The following is a 21,096-nucleotide window of genomic DNA, read 5'->3' on the forward strand; positions in this document are numbered from 1 at the left end:
AATATGCGGTGGGCATGGTCGGTGTCAGCGGCAGGACCCGGTCCGGACCAAGGAGGAACGGGATGGGCGCAGAGGTGCGGGACATGGTCGGCGGCGTGGGCGAGCTGGGCGCGCGGGCCGCCGTGCTGGGCGCGGTCGCGGGAGCGGCGCTGCTTCCGGCCGGTGTCGCGCACGCGAGCGTTCTCGGGGTCGGCGACGCGGTGTTCGGCAAGGCCTGCCTCCACCAGGACCACGGCGTGCGGACGGCGGGCGCGACGGTCGCGGGCAGCGGGTTGGGCCGCGGCAACCAGACCGGCCCGCCGCTCAGCCTGCCGCGCAACCACTGCGGCGGCAGCGGGATCGTCTGCACCGCCGTCTTCGTGTCGTCCGTCTGACCCGGGCGGGAGCGGCGGAGCGGCGAGCGGCGGCCGGTCGGATGACGGCAACGGCGGGTACAACGATGGTTACGGTGGCGGGCGTTGGTACGAGCGCTGCTCCGGGTGTCGGTACGGGTGTGGCCACGAGCGCCGCGCCGGCGGCCAGGCGCCGACCGCCACGTACTCCGGCGTGACCGCCACACCGCCGACCGCGTACCCCCGCGCCCTGCGTGGCCGTCCCGGATGCCCGGGCGGCCGAGCGCCCCTCGCACCGCATGTCCGCGCGCCCCGCGCGCGGCTCGCCACGTACGCCGGTGCGGTCCGCGTACCGGTGGGCCTCACACGTATGTCGCGTACCCGCGACCGGGCCCCGTGACCGTAAGCCCAGGGGCCCCGTACCCCCCAGGCCGCTCATCAACGGCCCCAAGACCGCCCGCCCCGACTTCCTCGGAGAGTTACATGTCCGCAGCCCACTTGATCGTCGTGTCTTTGCCGGGCAGTAGGACGCCGGTGGTGGCCGGGATCACCGGCGCGCTCGGGTATGCCTCGCTCGGCACGATGAGCGGAGATCAGTCGGCCGGGACGCGGCAGCCCGGTCCTGGTGAGGTGTATTCGCTGCTCACGGCCGCCTACGGTCCCGAGAGGGCCGCCCGCCTGCTGAAGCTGAGCCCGAACGGCGTCGACAGGGAAGACCTGGAGCCCGCCTTCCACGACGCGGTCAGCGCCCTGTGGCGGGTGTGGTGGACGCGCCTGGGCCAGCCGGTCACGCACGGCTCACCCGTGGACCCCGGGGCCGAAGCCCGGCTGGCCCGGCTGCCCGCCGCCGAACTGCTCGATCTGCTGCCGGACAGGGGCTGTTGGTACGTCACCGGTCTGGACCTGCGCCGGGCCGACGCCGACCTCCTGCGCGTCTGGCACTCCGGCGGACGGCCGCCGGTCGTCTTCCACCACCGGGACATCCGCGACCGGATCATCAGCCAGATCCGTGCCCTCACCCGGCCCGAGGGCCAGGTGGGCTCCCTGCCGGAACACCTCGTCTACCGCGACATCCTCACCGCCCTGCCGACCCTGGACGCCCGCATCACCCTCGCGCTGACCGACCCCGGCTTCCCCGGTATGCACGAGGCCCGCCGGAGCCAGTGGCTCCTCCGCCACCCGGCGGTCTGCGTGATCACCGACGAGGAACTCGCGGGCCCCGCGCGCGAAGAGGCACTCGCCCGCCTCCTGCGCGCGACGGGTCACACGTCCCTCCCGGCCGCCGCACTCCCGCCACTGGCCGCCCCCGGCGACGTACCGGCGGACACCGGCCGCGCGCTCTTCACCCCCGCCCACGACCGGCTCCTGCGCCTCCACCACGGCGACCTTCTGCCTCCCCTGGACGCGGCCACGTCCATGAGGTGAAGGCCGCCGTCCGCTCGGGCGGCGTCCCCCGAATCCGCGCCGAATCCGCGCCGAATCCGCGCCGATTCCGCGCCGATTCCGCGCCGACTCCGCGCCGGAGGCGTCAGGTGCCGTTGACCAGGCGGATGTAGCGGACCCAGTCCCAGTTGGGGCCGGGGTCGGTGTGGTCGGTGCCGGGGACTTGGACGTGGCCGATGATGTGGTTGCGGTCCTTGGGGATGCCGTACTTGTCGCAGATCTCGGCGGTGAGGGCGGCCGAGGAGTGGTACATGGCGGTGGTGAAGTAGGCGGGCTGGTCGACCCAGCCCTCGTGCTCGATGCCGATGCTGCGGGTGTTGTAGTCCCAGTTGCCCGCGTGCCAGGCGACATCGCGCTCGCGGACGCACTGGGCGATGGCGCCGTCGCCCGAGCGGACGACGTAGTGGGCCGCCGCCGCGTGGGAGGGGTCCTGGAAGAGGCTGATGGTGTCGGTGAAGGACTCCTGGGTGACGTGGATCACCACGAGGTTGATCGGGTAGGTCGAAGTACGGTTGGACGCCGTGTAGTTGCCGGAACTGGCCGGGGTCCAGGAGGCCGACGGGTAGTCCACGGTGGCGGCCGACGCGCGGCCGATCCCGGACGTCAGGTCCGCCGTGACGCCGACGGTGACGGCGGCCCCGAAGGCGAGGGTGCCGCGCAGCAGCGAGCGCCGGGTGGGCGGCTCCGCCGCGAGCGGGGCCCCGGCGGGGGCGTCGGGTATGCGCCCGGGTGAGCCGGTGGGTGCCACGCCGAGCGTGGCCCCGGACGGGACCGGGACCCCGGACATGACCCCGGACGCACCCGTGGACGTAACGCCGGGCGTGCCCGAGGCGTCGACTTCGCGCCCAACCTGGCCGGATCCACCGGCCGGACCCAACGGGCTTGACAGTTCGGGTACTTGGGGGTCGCTGGGGCGTGCCATGAAAAGCTCCCTTGGGCGTCATGGAGAGGACGAGTGCATGACAGAAGTACGGGGCCTGCTCATGGTGGGGTGCGGGTGCGTGACCTGCCAAGCGATTCGCGAATTGGCAGAGGTCCACACCGGTGGCGAGGGCGCTGCGGCCCCGTCGCCGTCCGTTGCCTGACGGCCGGACCCCGGCCGCCGGTCGACGCCGTACGCAGCCGTACGCACGGAATCGGCGCCGAGCCCTGACCGTACGTAATCGAACCGTCCCCCTGTGCATAACAACTGACACACACTCACATCACTACCCGGCCACATCCGGTGCCGGGTTTACCCGTATCACGCACTCCGTGACCGTTTGGTTCCCGACGTCAACTCTTTGATTCGGCTTGGAAAACGACCCCGGCTCTATTAACGTTCGATAACGCAGCGCGGTTGTCACCACCGCCACAGAGGCGGCACCGCGCGCTTGCCGAATCCCGTCCGCGGGAACCGGGGACCCGCCCTCCCGCTCGCCACACCCTGGCGTACGGGAGGGGTCCAATGGGGTGAATCGGGCAGCACCCAGGCCCGTAGGAGACCTTCCTGCTCCGAACCCGTCAGCTAACCCGGTAGGCGACAAGGAAGGAAAGGAGTGCGCCCGCGTGGCGTCCAACCAGCCTGCCTACGCTCCCGCCCCGGCGGCCCCAGCGGCCGATCCCCCCGGCGAGTGGGACGACTGGAATTCTCCGGGGGATTCCGCCGCCTCTGCCGAAGCCTCTGCTTCTGCCTCTGCCTCTGTCTCTGCCGAAGCCGCCGCGTACGCCGCGGCCCAGGGCGACCCCGGTGCCGCGGGCGCGCAGGGCGGATACGGCGCTTACGGCGTTCAGGGCGTGAACCGTCACCGGCTTCCGCGCCAGCGCTCCGTCGGCTCCGTGGCCCGTGGCTCGACCGTCCTCGGCGTCGCCGCGATGGCCGCCGTAGGGGCCGGGGGCGTGGCCGTCGCGGCCGACGCCGTACCCGCGCCCATAGCGGTCCCGGACCTGCCGGAACTCCCCGACTCCCTTGACCTGCCCCCGAGTTCGACCGGGGTCTCGCCCGCCGGTTCCCCCGGCGTCTCGGCGCTGCCCACGGCCGGGGACTTCTTCGGCGCGGCGGTACGGGACGTGTCGGCCCCCGACACCTCCGTGAGCACGGCCGCCGATACGGCCACGGCCCCGGACTTGGCTCCGACCCCGGACTTGGCGCCGGTTTCGACCACGGCTACGACCGCCGTCGTCGTCGCCGCCTCCTCCGTCGACCTCGCCCCGTCCGCCGCCCCCGCGCCCACCGACCCCGGTGAGGCCCTGCGCGCCCGCATCATCGACGAGGCCACGCGGCAGCGGGACGCCGCCGCGCAGGCCGAGCGCGAGGCGGCCGAGAAGGCGGCGGCCCAGCAGGCCGCCCGCGAGGCCGCCGCGCAGAAGGTACGCGAGCAGGCCGCCGCCGCGAAGGCCGCGGCGGAAGCCCAGGCCAAGGCCGATGCCGAGGCCGCCGCCAAGGCCGAGTCCGAGCGCCTGGCCCACCTCGCGGTCTCGTACCTCAAGCCGCTCGCCTCGTACACGCTCACCGACGGCTTCGGCGAGGCCAGTTCCCTGTGGGCCAACACCCACTCCGGTCAGGACTTCGCCGCTCCCACCGGCACCCCGGTGCACGCCATCCACACCGGTACGGTCACCTCGGCCGGGTGGGCGGGCTCGTACGGCTACCGCGTGATCCTCACCCTCGATGACGGCACCGAGCTGTGGTACTGCCACCTCTCCACCATGGTCGTCACCTCCGGCGAGGTCATCACCGGCGACACCATCGGGCGCGTCGGCGCCACCGGCAACGTCACCAGCCCCCACCTCCACCTGGAGGTCCGCCCCACCGCCGGGGCCGCCCCCATCGACCCGGCCGTCTGGCTCCGCGCCCACGACATCGCCGTCTGAACCATCTGGGACGGTCCCGCTCCACCCGGGACCGCTCCTCCGGTTAACCCCGACGGCCCTGGCGCTCCCCCCCCGACGCCAGGGCCGTTGGCATGCGGCCGGTTCGTTCAGCCCTTCCGGTCCGGCGTCGTCGACAGGACAGCGACACCCGTCTCGCCCTCGTCGAACTGGCGCAGGACATCCGCCAGCGTGGCGGCGGCATCGGTGTGCTCGATGACGAGCAACGGCTGCGCGCCGTCGTCCTGAACCGCCGGCACGAAGTCGGTGACGATCTCGCGCCGCAGCAGGACCAGACGGTCGGCGTCGAGCGGATCGCGGGCCAGCCCGGCGAGGTGCGTCCGCAGCTCGTCCGTCTCGCCCAGATCGGCGTCCAGCACCGCGTGGTGCGACAGCACGGTCACGGCCAACCGCTCGCCGATCCGCTCATAACGCGCCGAGAGGTCGTCCGGCAGCAGATAAAAGACGCCCTCCTCGCCCTCGTGCCCCCGGTTCAGCAGCAGACAGATCATCCGCTCCGCCGGGTCGGGCGAGTCCAGATCGAGGTCCAGAATCACTTCCACGCCGTCCGGATCCATCGACGGGATCGCGCCGATCCATATCCGCGCCGATCCGGAACCGGCGGCCCCGCCGCCGGTCGTGACATCGTCGTCCATGCGCGGCATTCAAACACGCGGCTCTCAGCCGCGTCGGCGTTCAAGCACGCGGCTCAGCGTCGGCCCGCGACCGGCTGCCACGTCGGCGTTCAAGCACGCGGCTTCGGCGTCGGGCCCGCGACTGGCCTGGACGCGGCGCCCGTGTCGGTGTTCAGGCGCGCGGCTTCAACGGCGTCGGCCCGTCACGGCCGGGGACGTGGTCTCAGTGGCGGCGGCCACGTCGGCGTCGGGCCCGCGACTGGCCTGGACGCGGCGCCCGTGTCGGTGTTCAGGCGCGCGGCCTCAGCCGCGTCGGCCTGTCACGGCCCAGGACGCGGCGGCCACGCCACCCGCGACGGTGAAGACGGCGGGCCAGGCGCCGAGCTTGCGGGCGAGGGGGTGCGAACCCGCGAAAGCCGCCACGTAGACGGTGGTCAGCGTCGTGGCGACCGCCGGTCCCGAGCGCGCGTGCCACTCGCGGGCCGCGAGCGTGCCCGCCGCCGCGAGGGCCACGCCCCCCAGGGCCCGCTTCCGCGTCCACCGGGCCACCCCGTAGCCGCCGATCAGCCCGCCCGCCGCCACCACACTCGCCGGAACCCCAGCCATCCCGTCCTCCTCCTCGCGCACCAACCCCGAAGCCTTGCCTCCGAGGCTAACCGCCCCTCGTCCGCCGCCTCCGCGAGGGGGTCCGCGACCAAAAGCGATGAGTCGGCCTGTCCGGTGTTTGAGGACGGGAGCCGAGGTTGGCGGGTGTGCCAGAGGCGATGAGTCGGCCTGTCCGGTGTTTGAGGACGGGAGCCGAGGGGGTCCGCGACCAGAGGCGATGAATCAGCCCGTCCGGCGATTGAGGACTAGCCCCAGCGGCAATGAGCGCCCACCCGTCGGCCACGCCCCGCCGTCCGGCACCCGAGGGCGGATGGGGACGGTTCCCCGGCGAGACCCCCGCCGCCCCTACGCTCGGGGAATGACCGACGCCGACCTCCGTACCGAGGACCGCCCGGAGGGCCGTACCGGCGGCCGTACGCCCCGCGACTGGGCCGTGGACGTGTCCGCGCTCTGCTTCGCCGTACTGGTCGGCATGGTGGTGTACGGCGTCGCGGCGCAGCACGAGGACCGGCCGGTGTGGATCCAGGCGGTCGACCTGCCGCTCGGCGCGCTCGCGTGCGTGTCGCTGTGGTGGCGCAGGCGGTACCCGATGGCCGTGGCGCTGCTGGCCGTACCCGCCTTGGCGCTGTCCAACAGCGTGTTCGGGGCCGGGATGGTGATCACGGCGAGCCTGGCGCTGTACGAGCCGCTGCGCCGTTCGCTGCCGGTGCTCGGCCTGTTCGTGGCCGCGTCGGTGCCGGACGCGCTGCTGCTGTCGGACCCGCACGGCACCGACTGGACGGCGGCGGCCTTCTCGGTGGCGTACTACCTCGTCTTCTTCGCCTCGGGCAGCGCCCTGCGCAGCCGACGCCAACTCCTCGTCCGGCTGCGGGAGGACGCGGTACGCGAGCGCGCCGACTACGCGCGGCGGCTCGCCGACACCCGCCGCGCCGAACGGACCGCCATCGCACGGGAGATGCACGATGTGCTGGCGCACCGCATCTCGCTGCTGTCCGTGCACGCGGGGGCGTTGGCGTACCGGACGAGGAGCGCCGGCGGCCCCGCCCTGGACGCCGCCGAGATCGAGGAGAGCGCGCGCGTTATCCGGGACAACGCCCATCAGGCGCTGGAGGAGTTGCGGGAAGTGCTCCTCGTGCTGCGGACGGAGGAGGAGGGTACGGCCGCGCCGCAGCCACGGCTCGCGGACGTGGCCGTACTGGTGGCCGAGGCGCGGGCGGCCGGCCAGGACGTGGAGTTCCACGACGACGTGGACGCCGCGCTCGCGTCCGACCTGCGCCCGCAGGCCCAGCGCACCGCCTACCGCGCGGTGCAGGAGGCGCTGACCAACGCCCGTAAGCACGCGGCCGGTTCACCCGTGACCGTACGGTTGAGCGGCGCGCCCGGCGCGGACCTCACCGTCGAGGTGACCAACCCGCATGCGTACGAGGCGACTTCGGGGCCGCCGCGCCCGATCCCCGGTTCCGGCACCGGTCTCGTGGGCCTCGGCGAACGCGTCGCCCTGGACGGCGGGACCCTCGAACACGGGCGCGCTGACGGCGTGTTCACCGTACGGGTACGGCTACCGTGGCCCGCGACATCAGTGCGTGATCCGCGGCCGCGGGGGAAGGGCGAGGCGTGAGGGGCGACGGCATGATCCGGGTACTTCTGGTCGACGACGACCCGCTGGTGCGCGCCGGGCTGAAGATGATGCTGCGCGGCGCCGACGGCATCGAGGTCGTCGGCGAGGTGGGGGACGGCGCGGCCGTACCCGCGGCCGTACGGCAGCACGGTCCCGACGTCGTCCTCATGGACATCCGCATGCCGGTCATGGACGGCATCACGGCCACCCGCGCCCTCACCGGGCGCGACCCCGCGCCCCAGGTCATCGTGCTGACCACCTTCGGCGCCGAGGACACAGTCCTGGAGGCGGTACGCGCGGGCGCGGCGGGCTATCTGCTCAAGCACACCGAGCCGGAGGAGATCGTCGAGGCCGTACGCCGGGCGGCTCGCGGCGAACCCGTCCTGTCGCCGTCCGCCGCCCGTGCCCTCATCGCCCACGCGGCTTCCGGGTCCTCTTCCCGCGCCGACGCCGCCCGGCAGCGGCTCGCCGTCCTCTCCGAGCGCGAGCGCGCCGTCGCCCGGGCCGTCGCCGAAGGGCTCTCCAACACCGAGATCGGTGCGCGGCTGCATCTGTCGGTCGGGACGGTCAAGGCGCATCTGTCCAGCGCGCTGGGGAAGGCCGGGGTCGAGAACCGGATTCAGCTCGCGTTGCTGGCGCATGACGCGGGGGAGGAATGAGGGGCCGTGCCTTCGGCGGTGCCGTTTCCGTAGCGCCTCCGGCGGGGATCCGGGCCGGTGGGTGCAGGGGGCCGGTCGGTCGGGGTACGACTCCGGCCGGTCGGCCGGCGGGGGCGCCCGGTTGGTGTACGGGTCTGGCCGGTCGGCCGGCGGGGCCGCCCGGTTGGTGTACGGGTCTGGCCGGTCGGCCGGCGGGGCCGCCCGGTTGGTGTACGGGTCTGGCCGGTCGGCCGGCGGGTCTGGCCGGTCGGCCGAGGCCGTGAACGGGGCGGGTGCCTAGCGTCGGAGCTATGCCTTCCGATGACGCAGTACGGACGTCTTTGCCGCGGGGCGCCGCTTCCGCCCCGGACCCGGGGGCCGACGCCGGCCGGGGGACCGTATCCGACCGTGGAGCCGACTCCCGGCCGGGGACCGTATCCGACCCCCGGACCGTATCCGCGTACCGGCCGTCGGCCGACCCGCGCTCGTACGACCGGCGCCCGTATCGCCGTCTCCGGCTCGCGGTGGCCCTCTTCTTCCTGTCCCCCCTGATCGGGGAGTTCCTGCTCGGCAATCAGCCGGTCACCGCGCTGCCGTCGGTCCTGATCCTCGCGCCGATGTACGGCGGCGGCGCCGTACTGATCCGCGAGTGCGCGCGGCGCCTCGGCCGGGGCTGGCCGACGATGATCGTGCTCGCGGCGGCGTACGCCCTGGTCGAGGAGGGGCCGATCGACCAGATGCTGTGGAATCCGCACTACGGCGGGTTCGACATGGCGGGCGCGTACGCGGGGACGTACGTGCCGTTCCTCGGGACGAGCGTCGGGATGATCGAGGACGTGTTGTCGATCCACACGGTCTGGAGCGTGTGCGTGCCGATCGCGATCGTGGAGACCTTCGCGTGGGGTGGCGGGCGCGCGGGGCGGGAGTGCCGGCCGTGGCTGGGGAACGTCGGTCTGCCGCTGGTCGCCGCGGCCTTCGTCGCCGACTCGCTCTTCCTCGCCGTCGCGCAGCAGCACAGCGAGCACTTCATGGCCTCGCCCGCGCGGCTCATCGGCTGCGGCGCCGTCATTCTCGTACTGGTCGCGCTGGCCTTCACGCTCCCCGCCCGTCCGGCGACCCGCCCGACGGCCCGGACGCCCCGCCCCTGGCTCGTCGGCGCCACGGCCTTCGCCGCCACTTCCGTCTACTGGGCGCGCGGCGGCCTGGTCCCCTCCGGCGTCCCCGACTGGATCGACCCCGCGCTGTGGCTCCTGGCCGTCGCCGCCTTCGTGTGCCTCGCGCTCCGCTGGTCCCGCAGCCCGGCGTGGTCCGCCGCCCACCGCTTCGCGCTCGCCGCGGGCGCCGTCCTCACCTACGCCTGGGTCGGCTTCACGCAGTCCCCGACCCTCGACGTCTCCCTGTCACTCGCTCTGACGGGCAGCGCCGTCTTCGCCCTCGCCGCCCTCGTTCTCCTGGCCGCCGCCGCCCGCGCCCTCACGCGTCGCGCAACTCCCGGTCGCCCCGCCCCCAGAAACGCCGGTACACCCGCCGGGCCAGCAGCGGACCGAGAATCCACAGCACCCACGCGTAAGTCGTCGCGAAGAACACCGGAATGGACAGACCGAACCCGACGATGACCCCGTACGCCCCCTCGTTCCCGTCCACCCCGGCGCCCGTCCCCGTGGGGTTCAGCGTCTTCAGGTAATACGTCAGGGCGAGCAGCGTGACATTCGCCAGCACCTGCAACAGCGCGTAGAAGCCCCACCGCAGCGCATGCGTGGCGACGGTGTCGTGACCCTCCTCGATCAGCATCTTCGTGGCGAACGGATTCAGGATGATCATCATCAGCCACACCATGTTGATCTTCCGCAGCCGCGTATCGACCCGCAGCGCCGTCCTGAACACCCTGTGGTGCTCGCCCCACGCCATTGCGATCACCAGGAAACTGATCAAGAACGCCAGGTAATGCCCATCATTCGCCCGCACCGAGTGCCAGAACTCCGACACATCGTGCCCCTCCGGCACAGGCAACTCCAACGCGAGCAACGTGATGGCGATCGCCACCACCGCGTCCGAAAACAAAATCAGCCGCTCCGCCGCCCGCGTCTCATGCCCCTGCTCGTCCTCCGAAATATCCGTCTCCCCACACACCGCGACGCCCCAAAGACCCCGCACTCACCACTAAACCCCCCAGTAGACCACCCCACCTCCCAGCTCAGCGCCACCTCCACGCCCGCTTGTGCTCCCGCCGTGCCTCTCAGCCGCCCTTAGCGGTCGGTGATTCAACTGACAGCGATGGCTGAGTATGTCCACACATCGGCGGGCATAGTGTGAGTCAGCTTCCACACGACCCCGATGGGCCTGCTGCCCTTCGACTCGACGTACTCAGCGGGGCCGAGGAACATCCAAGGCTGTGGTCCGCCGATGTCGGTCTTCTTGTACCGGCGGACGAAGAGGAGGACATGGGTGCCCTGGTCGACGTGGGTCCGGTAGCGGATTCCCGTACGAGATGTATCAGACGTCTGTACCTGCGATTCCCAGTGAAACAGCGACTCGTTCATCGCGTAGTCCCGGTACCGGGTCTGAGGTGAGAAGTCCTTCTCGTCTTTCTCCAGGGTGATGAACAATGCATCGGTTTTGATGTTCTCGCACCACTTAACGCCTTCACGGAAGTGACCGGGCATGAAACCCCCGATCACGGACTGTCCGAGAGCCGCCAGGATCTCTTCGCGGCTGTAGGAGGCGTGGATGGCCAAAGGAAGACCGGGGTGCGTGCCGAGGAGGGGAATTGGGACGTGTTCGGCGTGGTCGAGACCCCATTTGAGGATCTGTCGCAACTCGTGTCGGAAGGCGACCTGTGGATCAAGGGTGCGGAAGGCTGCTTCGTAGCTGGGGAAACCACCCAGCGGCCACAGCGTGAAGTAGAGCATGCGTGCGTACGCCTGCTCTTGGGAGCTCAGAGTTTCGTAGGCAGGTGCGTCGTCTGCGAGCAGTCGTGTGTATGTCTTGACCCGCACTGGGTCGTCGGCATGGAGGAAGGCAGACGCTCGCCGGAGGAGTTCGGCTTCCCCGGCCGGTGCAGAATCTGTGATCAGGTTGGCCCGCCGAAGCAGTCCGGTCCATGAATGGCCTGCGCCTCGGTAGAGCTCCTTGATCTCCCGGCCGCTCTCGTCGAGATAGTCGGCCAAGAGTGGTCGGGCGTAGGACGCGACCTCGTTGGCGAGCTGCGTGACGTTGACGCTAATCTGACTCTTGATGTTCTTGAGGATGACTTCTTTAGCCTTGGGCTCCAGGATGATCTGGCAACCTGAAGGCAGTTGCGGGAAGTCGTCTCTCATGCTGGTCAGGAGGCGGTTGCGCGTGAGGTTTGTCAGAGCGCGGAACTGTTCCTCGAATCGGAACTCAGCGCGATGCTGGCCGATGAAATCCAGGACAGTGAGGACTGCCTTCCCCTCGCTGCGCCTCAGGCCACGCCCCAACTGCTGAAGGAAGACGGTTGCGCTTGAGGTCGGGCGCAAGAGGAGCAGAGTGTCCACATTCGGGATATCGAGGCCCTCATTGAAGAGGTCTACGGAAAAGATGATTTGAAGGGTGCCGTTTTTGAGGTTGGCCAGCGCTGCTTTTCGCAGGGCGCTTGGCGTCTCACCGGACAGGGCTACCGCGTTGAGCCCGGCTCTCTGGAAGAACTCCGCCATGTAGTGGGCGTGCTTGACTGACACACAGAACCCGAGCGCGCGCATAGCGCCGGGGTCACTCACTTTGTCCTCTACCGCGCGCACAATGAGTCGAGCCCGGGCGTCGTTTCCTGTGAAGAGGTTACTCAGTTCGCCATCATCGTAGGTACCACGCGTCCACGTGACCGCCGACATGTCTGTGTTGTCGGTGATCCCGAAGTAGTGGAACGGGGTGAGGAGGTCGTTCTCCAGCGCCTCCCAAAGACGCATCTCAGCGGCGATTCTGCCGTTGAAGAACTCGTCCTGGACGTTGTGGCCATCCCTCCGCTCGGGCGTTGCTGTGAGCCCGAGCAGCTCCAAAGGTTGGAAGTGGTCGATGATCCTGCGATAGGTCCGTGACGTGCTGTGATGAAACTCGTCAATAACGACGATATCGAAGTGGTCGGGGGCGAGTCGATTCAACGCTTTCTCGTTCAGAGACTGCACGCTCGCGAATACGTGAGACCAGTTGCTCGGGATGTCGCCCGAATGAAAGTGTTCCCCGAAGTTCGCATCATCCAGGACGCCTTGGTACGTGCGGAGTGACTGGTCGAGGATCTCCCGACGGTGAGCAACGAACAACAGACGTAGGTCGCGGCCGAGCTTCCGAAGCAAGTTTCGATAGTCCAGTGCCGCCATCACGGTCTTGCCGGTACCGGTCGCGGCGACCAGGAGATTGCGATGTCTGTCATGGACCGTACGTTCGACGTCCAGTCGCTCCAACATGTCACGCTGGTAGGGGTATGGGCGCACCTCTAGGCCAGACAGGCTGATCGACGGTCGACCGCCCCCTTTGTTGCCACCGCCTGCTTCTATAAGCGCCTCTTGAAGGCGATCACCGTCGCGGTCCGGGTCGTACGCTTCGAAGGTTGCTTCGCTCCAGTACGCATCGAAGGTTGCGGAGAACTTGCGCATTACGGCAGCCGTGGCAACTGACGAGAGCCGTACGTTCCACTCCAAACCGTCGAGTAGAGCAGTCTTGGAGAGGTTTGAGCTGCCGACGTATGCCGTGTCGTATCCGCTGTTTCGTCGGAACAGCCACGCCTTCGCATGGAGACGGGTTGATCGCGTCTCGTAGTTAACTTTCACCTCGGCACCGAAATCCCGCACAAGGCGGTCCAGGGCTCGTCGCTCGGTGGCACCAATGTAGGTCGTGGTGATCACTCTGATCGGCACACCGCGATCTCGAGCGGACTTCAGTGACTGCTCTAGAACGCGGAGACCGTGCCATTTCACGAAGGCGCAGAGAAGGTCGATGCGGTCCGCGGTAGCCAACTCGGCGCGCAACTCGAACCCGAGGCTCGGGTCCTCCGGTGAGTTGGTGATGAGAGCTGTCTCAGAAAGCGGCGTCGCCGGGCGGATCGCATAGACCCCTGGCGCCTCCTGCTCTGCGATGGCCATGAGCTGACGCGGCCCGTCGGAGACGAGATCGATCCACTCCTTGGCGCCGTCGATGGTGCTTACCGAATCCAGAATCTGGTTCGCAGCGAGGACCCGCTCGGCAGGAGTGAGGTGCTGAAGGACGCGATGTACCGTCGCGGAGACGTGCCGAGCTAGCACATGGGGCACAGACTCGTCCCCCACGATCTCGTCGATCGCGTGGAGACCGACAGCGTCCAACCCTTTGATCTGCTCTGCGAGTCGAGCGGTGATGAGCTGCTCGTAGAGCCCGGCCACCGGCTCTTCGTTGTGTGTCACGCCAGTCACTGAATTTCTCCCCCTCACACCGCGGAACAGGCTCATGTGTAACAGGAGCTTCCGACATTCGCAGCGATTTGCGTTCCACGGGGTGGACTGACGTCACGTCGTCGTTGGGCTGATGGTGTCGCCGAAGGGAGTAGTCGGGGTGGGCGTACTGGTGGGGCGCGCTGACCCCCCGCCCCACCGGCGAGGTCGGGGTCAGTGGGGGATCACTTTTTGGTGGGTGGTGGAGCGGAGGGTGGTGGTGGGGCGGGGGCCAGGGGGGCCGGGTGGGTGGTGGAGAGGCTGGCGAGGCAGACGGCGGTTTCGGCCGCGGTCGGGACGACGGAGCCGGCGGCGAGTTCGGCGGCGAGGCAGTCGCCCGCGCCAGTGGTGCCCTGGACGGACACCGGCGACGGGGTGATGTGGGTGACGCGGTCGCGGGCCCGTTCGTAGACATAGGCGCCGGCGCCGCCGAAGGTGGCGACGACGTCCAGCGGCCTGGGACCTCGCGTACCGCGGCGGCGGGCTCGTCGGGACTGATCAGGGCCGAGCGGCGGAGCAGGCTGCGCAGTTCGAACTCGTTGGGTACGAGGTCGGCGACGTGGTCGCGCAGGTCGGCGACGCCGTCGGCCATCGGCGCGGGGTTGAGCGCCACGAGCCCGGCGGCCTGTTCCGCGACCGCGCGGACGGTCGTCAGCGGGACCTCCAGTTGGAGGAGGACGACACGGGCGGTCGCCAGCGCCCCGCGCGGCAAGTCGGCGGCGGGCAGCAGCAGGTTGGCGCCCTGGTCGACCACGATGGAGTTGTCGCCCGTACCCCGCTCGACGATCACGACGGCCGTCCCCGACGGCGCGGGCTGACCACGAGGTGGGCGGTGTCGACGCCCGCGGCGGCCAGGTCGGCGCGCAGGAACTCCCCGGCGCTCGTCGTCCCGCGTGCCGCACAGCAGGACCGCGTAGCCCGACCGTTCGGCCAGGACCTGGATCTTCTTGACGAGGCTGGAGAAGAACGGGTTCGAGATGTCGGGCAGCGGGACGGCCACGGTGTTCGACGCCTTGGGGGCCGGATCGCCGGCCAGGCTGTTGCGCAGGGGGCCCAGCCGGTCCGCCGCCGCCATGACGCGCGCCTTGGTCGCCGCGGAGACGCCGTTCGCACCGGCCAGCACCCGGCTCACGGTCGAGGCGGGAACGCCGACCTCTTCGGCGACCTCGTAGATTTTCGCTCGCGGGCCCGCTGACAACTCGCCACGACCGAGGGCAATTCGGGTGCGGTGCGAGCCGTGGCGGAGGCTAGTGCGACACGACGGGCGCGAGGGCGCGGAAATTACCGGTGCTTGCCGGGTCCCCGGTCGCCCCAGCCGCCGGGGCCGGGGGCGCCCCACGCGCCGGGCGCCTGCGCGTTCCATCCGCCGGGCGCACCCCACTGGCCGGGCGCCTGGCCGCCCCACGGCCGGGGACCCCACATCGGGGCCTGGCGCGGATGCGGGAAGGGCGCCGCCCAGGCGGCGGGCGGGAGGTGCGGCGCCGCGGCCTGGGCGAGTGGGAGTTGCACCAGGGACTTGCGCTGCCAGAGGTGATGGAGGAGTTCGGCTTCGCGCGCGGTGAAGTCCGGCGCGGGCATGCCGCGGGTGGCCGCCGCGCGCAGGAAGGCGAGGTGCGTGGCGAAGGCGATGTAGTCGCGTACCGCGCGCGCCCCGCTCTCGCCGTAGTAGCGGCGCGCGGTGTCGCGGGCCTGGCTGCGGGCCTTCATCGAGGCCAGGGCCGTCGGCTCGGGGAGCGTCAGCCACCCGGCGGCGGCGTAGACGGGGAGGTTGGTGCGGATGGTGCGCAACTCGCGGGCGCGGGCCCAGAAGGCGAGCCAGACGACGAGGCCGAAGACCGGGATCATGACGGCCACGTAGACGGTCAGGAAGCCGACAGGCGAGAGCATCGAGGAGCTGTTCCACAGGCCGTGCAGCACCATCGCGATCAGCCAGCCGCCGAGCGGCGCGAGCCAGCGCCACACACTGCGCGGGCGGCTGGTGGCGGCGATGGCGAAACCGATGCCGGTCATCGCCGTGAAGAGCGGGTGCGCGAAGGGCGTCATCAGGACGCGGACGAAGAAGGTCGCGGCGGTCGCCGAGTCGAGCACGGAGGAGCCGAGCGCCTTGTCCTCGCCGAAAGCCGAGCCGATGTACAGGATGTTCTCGGTGAAGGCGAAGCCGGTCGCGGCCAGCCCCGCCAGCACGATGCCGTCCACGACGGACTCGATGTGACGGCGCCGGAAGAGGAAGAGCAGCAGGAGTGCGGCGCCCTTCGCCGTCTCCTCCACCAGCGGCGCGACGAAGGTCGCACCCCAGTGGTCGGTCTGCGTCGGAGTCGCGGAGAAGGTCGTGGCGATCAGCTTGGCGCCGTACTCGTTGGCGAACAGCGCGACGAGGGTCGCCGCGCACGCGCCCCAGGAGAAGGCGAAGACCACGTTCTGCCAGGGGCTCGGCGCCACGTGGTCGAGCCACAGGAACGCCCAGACCAGCAGCGGCACCGGCAGGATGGCCAGCACCAGGCCGACCAGGAAGCTCTCGGTGCCTATGTGCTGGCGCACGACCGCGAGGATGATCACACCGCATACGGCCAGCGCCGTGAACAGCGCACCCGTACGTACCGCCCGGCTCTCCCAGAACGGACGGCGGGGCGCGTACTGCCAGGTCTCGGGGGCGGGCGCGGGCGCGAAACCGGGCGGCGGCCCGGCGGTGGCGGCCTCCGACGCGGCGGGACCGGATATGTCGGAACGCGGCACGGCGGAACTCGATCCGGCGGAGCCTGATCCGTCGAAGCCCGATCCGGCGGTCCCGGACTGCGGTCCCGGCGCGGCGGTCCCGGGCGGCGGCCCCGACACGGGCAGGGCAGCGGCCTCCTGAGGACCCGTGGCCCCGGCAGCCGGGTGCGAAAACGTGGACACCCGTCGACAGTACGGGGGCCGGGCGGCCGTACGCGAGGGTGCGTCGGCATCGGTTCGCGCAGGTGACCGCCGCTGCCCGGCCTGACCGGGCGTGTCAGGGGCGGGTCAGGGGCGGTTCCGGCGGCGGCCCAGGGACGGGCCGAGAGACGGTTCCCGGAGCGCGCGCCGGTCGCGTACGCCGGACGGTCCCCGGGCCCGTACGCCGGTCGCGCCCCACGCGCCTGCGCCGGACGTCCCCGCCGCCTCCCTCAGGTACGGGTGAACAGCAGGTCGCGTACGACGTGCCCCTTCGCCAGCCCCTGCCGCTCGAACTTCGTCATCGGCCGGAAGTCCGGCCGGGGGGCGAAACCTTCCGCCGGGTACCGGTTCGCCAGCCCCGGCTCCGCCGCCAGCACCTCCAGCATCTGCTCGGCGTAGGGCTCCCAGTCCGTCGCGCAGTGCACGACCGCGCCGGGCCGCAGCAGCGGCAGCACCATGGCCAGGAAGTCCGGCTGGATCAGCCGCCGCTTGTGGTGCTTGGCCTTCGGCCAGGGGTCGGGGAAGTACACGCGCAGGCCCGCGAGCGACGCGGGCGGCAGCATGTCCCGCAGCAGGACGACGGCGTCGCCGTTGGCCACGCGGACGTTCGTCAGGCCGAGGCGGTCGGCGAGCGCCAGCAGATTCCCCTGGCCGGGGGTGTGCACGTCGACGGCCAGGATGCCGGTCGCCGGGTCCGCCGCCGCCATCGCGGCGGTCGCGTCCCCCATCCCGAAGCCGATCTCCAGCACCACGGGCAGCTCGGGGTCGCCGAAGAGCGCGCCCGGCTCCAGCGGCGCGCCGTCCAGCTCCACCCCCCACGCCTCCCAGTGCCGCTCGATCGCCGCGGCCTGCGCCTGCGTGATCCGCCCCCGCCGGGCATGGAACGACCTGATCCGGTGCTCCTCCCGCGACCCCGCCGGATCGGGCGCGGGCCCGCTGGGAAAGCGCTGCTGCTTGCCGGCGCCGGAGGCGGCCTTTCCGGCAACGGCTTCGGCGACGGCTTCCGTGACGGATTCGGCGTCGGCTTCCGTGAAGGTTTCCGCTACGGCTACGGCTACGGCTACGGCATCGGTCTCGCGTACGGCGGGCGCGCTCGTACGCGTGGCGGGGGGAGTGGGTGACGTGGACACAATGCCGTCGATTCTACGGGGCGCCCGCGGCCCCCGGATCGGCTGCCAGCGGCGTACGGGCTCACGTACCGGTGCGCGAACGCGCCGCGTAAGGCCAGGCCCGGGGGTCGGACGGGGGCCGGGGGGTAGGCGCGAAACCGTCAACGCCGTCCGCGGGGCTACGCGGCGCGCAGGGCCTCCAGGGCCCGGCGGGCGACCTCGCGGCCGATCGGGAGCGAGGCGGTGGCGGCGGGGGAGGGGGCGTTGAGGACGTGGACGAAGGGGGCGGCGCCGGCGAAGAGGAAGTCGTCGACGAGGGTCCCGTCGGGGAGTACGGCCTGGGCGCGGACTCCGGCGGGGGCCGGGACGAGGTCGCCGGGGCGCAGCGCGGGCAGCAGGCGGCGGGCGTCGGCGGTGAAGGCGCGTTTGGACAGCGAGCGGTGGATCTCGCCCGCCTCCTGGCGCCAGTGGCGGCGGGCGATCCGCCAGGTGCCGGGGAAGCGGGCGGTCGCGGCGAGGTCGCGCAGTCCCACGGTGCCGCGCCGGTAGCCCTCGCGGGCGAGCGCGGGCACCGCGTTCGGACCGAGGTGGACGCCGCCGTGCACATCGCGGGTCAGGTGGACGCCGAGGAAGGGGAAGTCCGGGTCGGGCACCGGGTAGACAAGACCGCGCACCAGCCCGCGGCGGACCGGGATCAGCTCGTAGAACTCGCCGCGGAAGGGCACGATCCGCATGCCCGGGTCGTCCCCGGCCAGCTCAGCGATCCGGTCGCTGTGCAGCCCCGCGCAGTTGACCAGCACTTTCGTACGGATCTCGGGGCGCGGGTGGCCCTCGGCGTCGCTGCTGCGGACGGCGACCAGGCCGTCGGCGCGGCGCTCGATCGTACGGACCCGCTCGCCGTAGCGGACCCGGCAGCCCGCGTCCCCGGCCAGCCGGGCCAGGGTGGCGGCGACCTCGCGGAAGTCGCAGATGCCGGTGGTGGCGACGTGGATGGCGGCCAGCCCCGCGACCTTCGGCTCGTACTCGGCGATCTGGGCCGGGCCCAACTCCCTTACCGGGATGCCGTGTTCGCGGCCCCGCTGGACCAGGGCGTGCAGTCGCGGGAGTTCGGCCTGGGCGGTGGCGACGATGAGCTTGCCGGTGGTCTCGTGCGGGATGCCGTGCTCGGCGCAGAATTTGCCGATCTCGGCCGAACCCGCCAGCGCGTACTGCGCTTTGAGGGAGCCGGGGCGGTAGTAGATGCCGCTGTGGATCACCCCGCTGTTGCGGCCGGTCTGGTGGCGCGCGGGGCCCGGTTCCTTCTCCAGGACGGTGACGCGGATGCCGGGGGAGGCGCGGGTGAGCGCGTAGGCGGTGGAGAGGCCGATGATGCCCGCGCCCACGACAAGGACATCCTCCGGGCGGGAGGCGGGTGCGGTGCTGCGGGTCATGACGCCTCCTGCCTGTGGGGCCCTCATAGCCCGGCGGCCCGCTCCTCAAACGCCGTACCGGCCGGAAACCGCCGGACGGCCCGGAATTTGCTCCTGGCACACCCGTGCTTCTGGGCACACCTGTCCTGCCGGCGCATCCGTGCTGCCGGTACGCCCGTGCTGCTGGCGCATCCGTGCCGCCGTCCCGCCCGTCCGTGCTGCTGGCGCATCCGTGCCGCCGTCCCGCCCGTCCGTGCTGCTGGCGCATCCGTGCCGCCGTCCCGCCCGTCCGTGCTGCCGGCGCATCCGTGCTGGCGGCCTTCCCGTGCTGCCGGCGCATCCCTGCTGCCGACCCCCCGCCCGCGCTGCCGGGCCGCCCGGCTGAATCGTTTACGCCGGGGCCGCGAGCAAGGGCCTGGCCCGCTCCCTCAGCTCCAGCACCCGCGGCTCGTCGTTGTACGGCTCCAGGCGGTGCAGCAGGTCACGGACGTACTCCGTGGTGCGGGCCGAGGAGATCCGCCCCGCGACCTCGACGGCCTTGGTGCCCGCGGCGCACGCGGCGTCCAGGTTTCCGGACTCCAGTTCGGCGACGGCGGAGACGACCAGGCGCAGGCCGTGGGAGCGGACGAACTCCTCGGTGGGCCGGGCGAGGGCCTGCTCGGTGAAGCGCTGCACCTGGCGCGGGACGCGCAGGTCGCGGTAGCACTCGGCGGCGTCGGCGGCGAGCCGGTCGTAGGAGTAGAAGCCGAGCCACTGGGGGTCGGCGTCGCCCTCGCGGGAGCGCTCGAGTAACGCCTCCGCGGCGGCCAGCGAGGCCCCGCAGGCGGCGGCCTCGCCCGCCTTGGCGTGCGCGCGGGCCTCCACGAGGTGGAAGAAGCTCATCGTGCGGGCGGTCGCCAGACCGCGGTTGCGCTCCAGAGCGGCCTGGGCGAGGTCGACGCCTTCGTCGGAGAAGTTGCGGTACGTGGCCTGGAGCGACATCGAGGCGAGCACGTAACCGCCGAGCGGTACGTCGGCGGCGGCGCGGGCCATCCGCAGCGCCTGGATGTAATACCGCTGGGCGGCCTCCTGTTGGCCGGTGTCGAAGGCCATCCACCCGGCGAGACGGGTGAGTTCGGCAGTCGCGCCGAACAGCGCGCGGCCCACGTCGTCGCTGTAGGAACCGAGCAGCAGGGGCGCCGCCTCGACCCGCAGGCACTCCGGGACCATGCCCGAACGCCAGTCGCCGCCACCGTACTTGGAGTCCCAGCGGCGGGCGTCCTCGGCGGCTTCGCGGAGCTTGGTCACGTCATTGTGACCGACGTGGTTCATGCCCGGCGCGGGCGCGTCGCGGGCCACGGTGGCGTCCGCGGGGGTGATCAACCAGCGCGACGCGGGGGTCACGTAAGCGCTCACTGCGAAAGATCCGGCCAAGCTCTGCCAGATGCCCGTGCCGCCGGGTCCGCGCCGTCCGGCAAGATCCAACCGCCACAGATCGGTGGCCGATTTCACCGCCTCGCCGACATCGCGCGGGAAGGCGAGACCGACCTCGGGAGCCGGGTCCGCGTCGGCCAGACCGATCTCGTGCAGCGGCACGGGACGGCCGAGCTTGGCGCCTATCGCCGCCGCGATCAGATGCGGCGCGGCGCCCTGCGGGACCATGCCCTTGGCCACCCACCGGGCGACCGACGTCTTGTCATAACGCAGGGTCAGGCCGCGTTGGGCACCCAAGTCGTTGACCCTGCGGGCCAGTCCGGCGTTGCTGATGCCCGCCAGAGCGAGAAGGGTGCCGAGCTTCTCGTTCGGCCCGCGGTGTTCTCTGTTCACTGCGGTTCACCTCGTGATGCCGCTGGGGGGCAGGCCGGCCGGCCTGGTCTTGTCGTGGGGTACGGGGGTCACCCTCCCCCGGAGCCCGATTCAGCCACCGCGGTGACCGCTCGGCGGCCGGTGCGGCGCATGCGCCGGACACCCGAGCCGCGCGTACGTGTGCGAACCGGGTACACCCAGCGTAGTTCGCCGCATCCCGACCGTTAAGAGTCTCGTCCCGGATGGCGAGATTCCTGCCCCTTACTCGCCACCTCATTGGACCGTGCTCCCGGTATATGTGGCCGTGCGCCCGGCCGTGCGCTCTGTGCCGTCCGGGACGG

At 71.4% G+C, this 21,096-nt stretch carries 17 protein-coding genes, 2 pseudogenes and 1 riboswitch; of the genes and pseudogenes, 8 read left to right on the forward strand and 11 right to left on the reverse strand.

The features are described 5' to 3' along the window. Nucleotides 1–62: 62 nt before the first annotated feature. Together ACFZBB_RS11595 and ACFZBB_RS11600 are read left to right on the forward strand one after the other, a co-directional pair. A complete protein-coding gene (locus tag ACFZBB_RS11595; protein ID WP_391120251.1) occupies nt 63–374 on the forward strand; it encodes a hypothetical protein in 312 nt (103 codons plus the stop codon). Nucleotides 375–815: 441 nt separating this feature from the next. Further along, a complete protein-coding gene (locus ACFZBB_RS11600; RefSeq protein WP_391120253.1) occupies nt 816–1,757 on the forward strand; it encodes a hypothetical protein in 942 nt (313 codons plus the stop codon). A 103-nt stretch (nt 1,758–1,860) separates the two neighbouring features. On the opposite strand, the gene ACFZBB_RS11605 is transcribed toward ACFZBB_RS11600, so the two are convergent. Then, complete coding sequence (locus ACFZBB_RS11605; RefSeq protein WP_391120255.1) at nt 1,861–2,562, reverse strand: N-acetylmuramoyl-L-alanine amidase; 702 nt, start codon at nt 2,560–2,562, stop codon at nt 1,861–1,863. Between the two features lie 577 nt (nt 2,563–3,139). Continuing rightward, a riboswitch (cyclic di-AMP (ydaO/yuaA leader) is annotated at nt 3,140–3,312 on the forward strand. Between the two features lie 281 nt (nt 3,313–3,593). On the opposite strand from ACFZBB_RS11605, the gene ACFZBB_RS11610 reads away from it, so the two are divergent. Continuing rightward, nucleotides 3,594–4,628, forward strand: a complete 1,035-nt coding sequence (locus ACFZBB_RS11610) for a peptidoglycan DD-metalloendopeptidase family protein (protein ID WP_391120257.1) — start codon at nt 3,594–3,596, stop codon at nt 4,626–4,628. A 107-nt stretch (nt 4,629–4,735) separates the two neighbouring features. On the opposite strand, the gene ACFZBB_RS11615 is transcribed toward ACFZBB_RS11610, so the two are convergent. Beyond that, nucleotides 4,736–5,281, reverse strand: coding sequence for a hypothetical protein (locus ACFZBB_RS11615; RefSeq protein ID WP_391120259.1), 546 nt, complete (start codon nt 5,279–5,281; stop codon nt 4,736–4,738). A gap of 282 nt (nt 5,282–5,563) precedes the next feature. Then, nucleotides 5,564–5,866, reverse strand: a complete 303-nt coding sequence (locus ACFZBB_RS11620; protein ID WP_355336261.1) for a hypothetical protein — start codon at nt 5,864–5,866, stop codon at nt 5,564–5,566. A 358-nt stretch (nt 5,867–6,224) separates the two neighbouring features. On the opposite strand from ACFZBB_RS11620, the gene ACFZBB_RS11625 reads away from it, so the two are divergent. The 3 genes from ACFZBB_RS11625 (at nt 6,225) to ACFZBB_RS11635 (ending at nt 9,738) form a co-directional block, all read left to right on the forward strand. Next, nucleotides 6,225–7,484 carry a histidine kinase gene (locus ACFZBB_RS11625; protein WP_391120262.1) on the forward strand — a complete coding sequence of 420 codons (1,260 nt, stop codon included), beginning with the start codon at nt 6,225–6,227 and terminating at the stop codon, nt 7,482–7,484. A gap of 11 nt (nt 7,485–7,495) precedes the next feature. Then, a complete protein-coding gene (locus ACFZBB_RS11630; protein ID WP_391120264.1) occupies nt 7,496–8,143 on the forward strand; it encodes a response regulator in 648 nt (215 codons plus the stop codon). Nucleotides 8,144–8,646: 503 nt separating this feature from the next. Then, on the forward strand, nt 8,647–9,738 hold the full coding sequence (locus ACFZBB_RS11635; protein ID WP_391120266.1) for a hypothetical protein: 1,092 nt from the start codon (nt 8,647–8,649) through the stop codon (nt 9,736–9,738). A 199-nt stretch (nt 9,739–9,937) separates the two neighbouring features. Here the strand turns inward: ACFZBB_RS11635 and ACFZBB_RS11640 are convergent. The 3 genes and pseudogenes from ACFZBB_RS11640 to ACFZBB_RS11650 all read right to left on the reverse strand — a co-directional run. Next, a pseudogene (locus ACFZBB_RS11640) lies at nt 9,938–10,276 on the reverse strand (TMEM175 family protein); the annotation flags it as partial. Nucleotides 10,277–10,383: 107 nt separating this feature from the next. Further along, entirely contained in the window at nt 10,384–13,557 is a 3,174-nt protein-coding gene (locus ACFZBB_RS11645) for a DUF3427 domain-containing protein (RefSeq protein WP_391120268.1), read from the reverse strand. Nucleotides 13,558–13,724: 167 nt separating this feature from the next. After that, entirely contained in the window at nt 13,725–13,904 is a 180-nt protein-coding gene (locus ACFZBB_RS11650) for a hypothetical protein (RefSeq protein ID WP_391120270.1), read from the reverse strand. A 15-nt stretch (nt 13,905–13,919) separates the two neighbouring features. Between ACFZBB_RS11650 and ACFZBB_RS11655 the strand changes: the two genes are divergently transcribed. Both ACFZBB_RS11655 and ACFZBB_RS11660 read left to right on the forward strand, forming a co-directional pair. Continuing rightward, nucleotides 13,920–14,357 carry a hypothetical protein gene (locus tag ACFZBB_RS11655; protein WP_391120272.1) on the forward strand — a complete coding sequence of 146 codons (438 nt, stop codon included), beginning with the start codon at nt 13,920–13,922 and terminating at the stop codon, nt 14,355–14,357. 129 nt (nt 14,358–14,486) lie between these two features. Next, on the forward strand, nt 14,487–14,711 hold the full coding sequence (locus ACFZBB_RS11660; protein ID WP_391120274.1) for a hypothetical protein: 225 nt from the start codon (nt 14,487–14,489) through the stop codon (nt 14,709–14,711). Here ACFZBB_RS11660 and ACFZBB_RS11665 read toward each other — a convergent pair. The 5 genes and pseudogenes from ACFZBB_RS11665 to ACFZBB_RS11685 all read right to left on the reverse strand — a co-directional run. After that, nucleotides 14,651–14,902, reverse strand: a pseudogene (locus ACFZBB_RS11665) (hypothetical protein); the annotation flags it as partial. The gene ACFZBB_RS11660 and the pseudogene ACFZBB_RS11665 overlap by 61 nt on opposite strands. Beyond that, on the reverse strand, nt 14,821–16,272 hold the full coding sequence (locus ACFZBB_RS11670) for a PrsW family glutamic-type intramembrane protease (RefSeq protein ID WP_391120276.1): 1,452 nt from the start codon (nt 16,270–16,272) through the stop codon (nt 14,821–14,823). The pseudogene ACFZBB_RS11665 and the gene ACFZBB_RS11670, both read right to left, overlap by 82 nt. Before the next feature lie 410 nt (nt 16,273–16,682). Next, on the reverse strand, nt 16,683–17,582 hold the full coding sequence (trmB, locus tag ACFZBB_RS11675) for a tRNA (guanosine(46)-N7)-methyltransferase TrmB (RefSeq protein WP_391120279.1): 900 nt from the start codon (nt 17,580–17,582) through the stop codon (nt 16,683–16,685). A 158-nt stretch (nt 17,583–17,740) separates the two neighbouring features. Beyond that, entirely contained in the window at nt 17,741–18,991 is a 1,251-nt protein-coding gene (lhgO, locus tag ACFZBB_RS11680) for an L-2-hydroxyglutarate oxidase (protein WP_391120281.1), read from the reverse strand. Between the two features lie 369 nt (nt 18,992–19,360). Then, a complete protein-coding gene (locus ACFZBB_RS11685) occupies nt 19,361–20,776 on the reverse strand; it encodes an MFS transporter (RefSeq protein WP_188283634.1) in 1,416 nt (471 codons plus the stop codon). Nucleotides 20,777–21,096 lie beyond the last annotated feature (320 nt).

It is taken from the genome of Streptomyces sp. NPDC008139 (assembly GCF_042957025.1).
GTDB lineage: Bacteria > Actinomycetota > Actinomycetes > Streptomycetales > Streptomycetaceae > Actinacidiphila.

What these genes read in the sequence shown, in the direction of transcription:
- ACFZBB_RS11595 (WP_391120251.1), top strand. Translation starts at nt 63, where the DNA reads ATGGGCGCAGAGGTGCGGGACATGGTCGGCGGCGTGGGCGAGCTGGGC.
- ACFZBB_RS11600 (WP_391120253.1), top strand. Translation starts at nt 816, where the DNA reads ATGTCCGCAGCCCACTTGATCGTCGTGTCTTTGCCGGGCAGTAGGACG.
- ACFZBB_RS11605 (WP_391120255.1), bottom strand. Translation starts at nt 2,562, where the DNA reads ATGTCCGGGGTCCCGGTCCCGTCCGGGGCCACGCTCGGCGTGGCACCC.
- ACFZBB_RS11615 (WP_391120259.1), bottom strand. Translation starts at nt 5,281, where the DNA reads ATGGACGACGATGTCACGACCGGCGGCGGGGCCGCCGGTTCCGGATCG.
- ACFZBB_RS11620 (WP_355336261.1), bottom strand. Translation starts at nt 5,866, where the DNA reads ATGGCTGGGGTTCCGGCGAGTGTGGTGGCGGCGGGCGGGCTGATCGGC.
- ACFZBB_RS11625 (WP_391120262.1), top strand. Translation starts at nt 6,225, where the DNA reads ATGACCGACGCCGACCTCCGTACCGAGGACCGCCCGGAGGGCCGTACC.
- ACFZBB_RS11630 (WP_391120264.1), top strand. Translation starts at nt 7,496, where the DNA reads ATGATCCGGGTACTTCTGGTCGACGACGACCCGCTGGTGCGCGCCGGG.
- ACFZBB_RS11645 (WP_391120268.1), bottom strand. Translation starts at nt 13,557, where the DNA reads ATGAGCCTGTTCCGCGGTGTGAGGGGGAGAAATTCAGTGACTGGCGTG.
- lhgO (WP_391120281.1), bottom strand. Translation starts at nt 18,991, where the DNA reads ATGACCCGCAGCACCGCACCCGCCTCCCGCCCGGAGGATGTCCTTGTC.